Annotated in this window: 1 protein-coding gene; it reads right to left on the reverse strand. The window is 68.5% G+C overall.

Annotation, left to right across the window (positions count from 1 at the left end; all coding sequences use genetic code 11):
- Nucleotides 1-227: 227 nt before the first annotated feature.
- Complete coding sequence (locus AC1VAN_RS17075) at nucleotides 228-2651, reverse strand: membrane-bound PQQ-dependent dehydrogenase, glucose/quinate/shikimate family (protein WP_442252375.1); 2424 nt, start codon at nucleotides 2649-2651, stop codon at nucleotides 228-230.
- Nucleotides 2652-2872 lie beyond the last annotated feature (221 nt).

Below are 2872 nucleotides of genomic sequence, written 5' to 3' on the forward strand. Positions count from 1 at the left end.
CATGAACATGAARTCCGGATCGCCCTGGTTGTCCTGGATCWGCTGCATCAGCTCRTGGSYSAGSCCRCGATCCTGCGGYGGGGCAGGGGSGCGCTTGGGKCGACGGCTGGGAGGAACGGCAGGCATGGCAGCAGCTTTCATCGGGTTCGACCTCGCATGGTAAGGGCTCGAACCAGCAACCGGTACCCACGCGGCGCAGCCTGCGAGGCTGCGCCGCATGGCGCCGGTCACTTGCGCTCGGGCAGCGCGTAGGCGATCACGTAGTCGCCACGGTCCGGTGACTGGCGTGCGCCACCGGCGGAAATCACCACGTACTGGCGACCGGTCTTCGGCGAGACGTAGGTCATCGGCGTGCCCTGGCTGCCAACCGGCATGCGGGCCTTCCACACTTCCTCGCCGGTGCGGCTGTCATAGGCGCGMAGRTAGTAATCCTGCGTACCGGCGAAGAACAGCAGGCCGGACTGCGTGGCCAGCGAACCGCCCAGGGTCGGCATGCCGATCGGAATCGGCAGGCCCATCTTGATGCCCATCGGCCCGGTGTCCTTCACCGTGCCCACCGGCACCTGCCAGACCAGCTGGCGGGTGGCCAGGTTGATCGCCGACATCGTGCCGAACGGCGGTTTCTGGCAGGGAATGCCCAGCTTGGACAGGAAGCGGTCGCGCAGCGAGCCGTACGGCGTACCGGTCTGCGAGGCCGCACCCATTTCCACGCCACCGTCGCCGCTGGTCATCTGCGCGCGCGGGATCAGCTTGGTCCACAGGCCCAGGCGCATGTCATTGACGAACAGGTAGCCGGTGGTGGGGTCGACCGAGGCGCTGCCCCAGTTCATGCCACCCAGCGAACCGGGCCATTGCAGCGCGAGGTCTTCGCCCGGCGGCGTGTACATGCCGTCGTAGCGGAACTGCTTGAACTGGATGCGGCACAGCATCTGGTCGATCGGGGTGGCGCCCCACATGTCCGACTCGGTCAGCGTCTGCGCGCCGATCTGCGGCAGGCCCACCGACAGCGGCTGGGTGGCGGCATAGCGTTCGCCCTGCGCATTGCCCTGCGGCGCGGGTATGTTGCGCACTTCGCTGATCGGCACGCCGGTCTGGCGATTGAGCATGAAGATCTGCCCGGCCTTGGTGATCTGCAGCAGGGCCGGCAGCGTGCCGCCCTTGCCGTCGGGCACGTCGGTCAGGGTCGGCTGCGCGGGCAGGTCGTAGTCCCACAGATCGTGGTGCACGGTCTGGTAGACCCAGCGCTCCTTGCCGGTGGCCACGTCCAGCGCAACCACCGCCGAACTGTACTTGTCATCCTGCGGGGTGCGCTCGCCGGCCCACTGGTCAGGCGTGGTGTTGCCGGTGGGCAGGTAGACCAGGCCCAGCTGCGGGTCGTAGGCCATCGAGGTCCACACGTTCGGCGTGGCGCGCGTGTAGTGGATCGACGGATCCAGCGGCACGTCCGGGGTTTCCCTGGAAAGATCCCAGACCCAGGCCAGTGCGCCGGTGCGCACGTTGTAGGCACGCACCACGCCGGACGGCTCACCCACTTCGATGTTGTCGGCCACGCGRCCACCGACCACGATCAGTTCGCCGGCTACCAACGGTGCGGCGGTGAGGGTGTAGAAGCCCGGCTTGATCTCGCCCATGCCGGCCTTCAGGTCGACCACGCCGTTGCTGCCGAAGTCCGGGCACAGCGCGCCGGTCTTCGCATCCAGCGCGAACAGGCGCGCATCGATGGAGGTCATCAGGATGCGCTTCTCGCACAGCGCCGGGCCCGTGCTGGCCGTTTCGGCGGCCGGCAGCGGCGCAGGTGCCGGAGCGGCTGCATCTGCAGCAGACGGTGCGCTGGTTGCGTCGAAATAGCCCAGACCGCGGCAGCGTTGCCAGTTCGGCGCGGTGGCCTTGGGGTCGAAGGCCCAGCGCTGCTTGCCGGAATCGGCATCGATGGCGATTACCTGATTGTGCGGGGTGCACAGGAACAGGGTGTCGCCGATCTGCAGCGGGGTGTTCTGGTCCTCGGCACCGAAACCGTTGCTTTCCGGCACATCGCCGGTGCGCGCCGTCCAGGCAACCTGCAGTTCCTTCACGTTGGCCGGGGTGATCTGGTCCAGCGCGGCAAAGCGGGTGCCGGCGGTGGTGTTGCCCCAGTGCATCCAGTCGTGCTGCTCAGCACCCTTGGCCACCGGCACCACCGGCGGCGTCGTGCCCTGCGCGGTCTGTACCGGGCGCGGCTGGAACGCCGACACCGCAGTGCCCAGCAGGCCAACCAGCAGCACGGCGGCTACGCCATAGGCGCCGCGACCGGCAACCTGGCCTCGGCTGCGGCGCAGCACCGGCCACGCCAGGGCGACCAGAAGGGCCAGCACCGCCGGCATCACCAGCCGCGATACCAGCGGCCAGAAATTCCAGCCGGCATCCACCAGCGCCCACAACAGCGTGGCCAGGAAGGCCAGGCCGTACAGCAGCGCACCGTTCGGCCGGCGCATCGCCAGCAGCACGCCGGCTACCGCCGACACCGCACCCATCAGCAGGAAATACCAACTGCCCCCCAGCTGCACCAGGCGTACACCGCCGACCAGCAGAGCCAGGCCGAACAGGGTCACCAGGATGCCGAGCAGGACCACCAGCACACGGCACAGGGCCGGAACTCTCGTCGTCTCGTCCACGTTGCATGAACCTCATTGCGAAAAACCCGCGCGGAGGCGGGGAAAGCCCCGCGCGCGCCAGGCGTGGCGGGGGCCAACGGCATCCCGGGCGGCTGCGGGCAGTGACGGCGGGCAGGCGTCGGCCTGCTTATGACGCAGGCTGGGTGAATGACCGGTTAGGGCGATTATCGCACGCGATTTTGGCGTGATGCCGATGCCCCACGGCGCCATCGGTGGAACGC

Source organism: Stenotrophomonas sp. 05L44_2 (assembly GCF_056665995.1).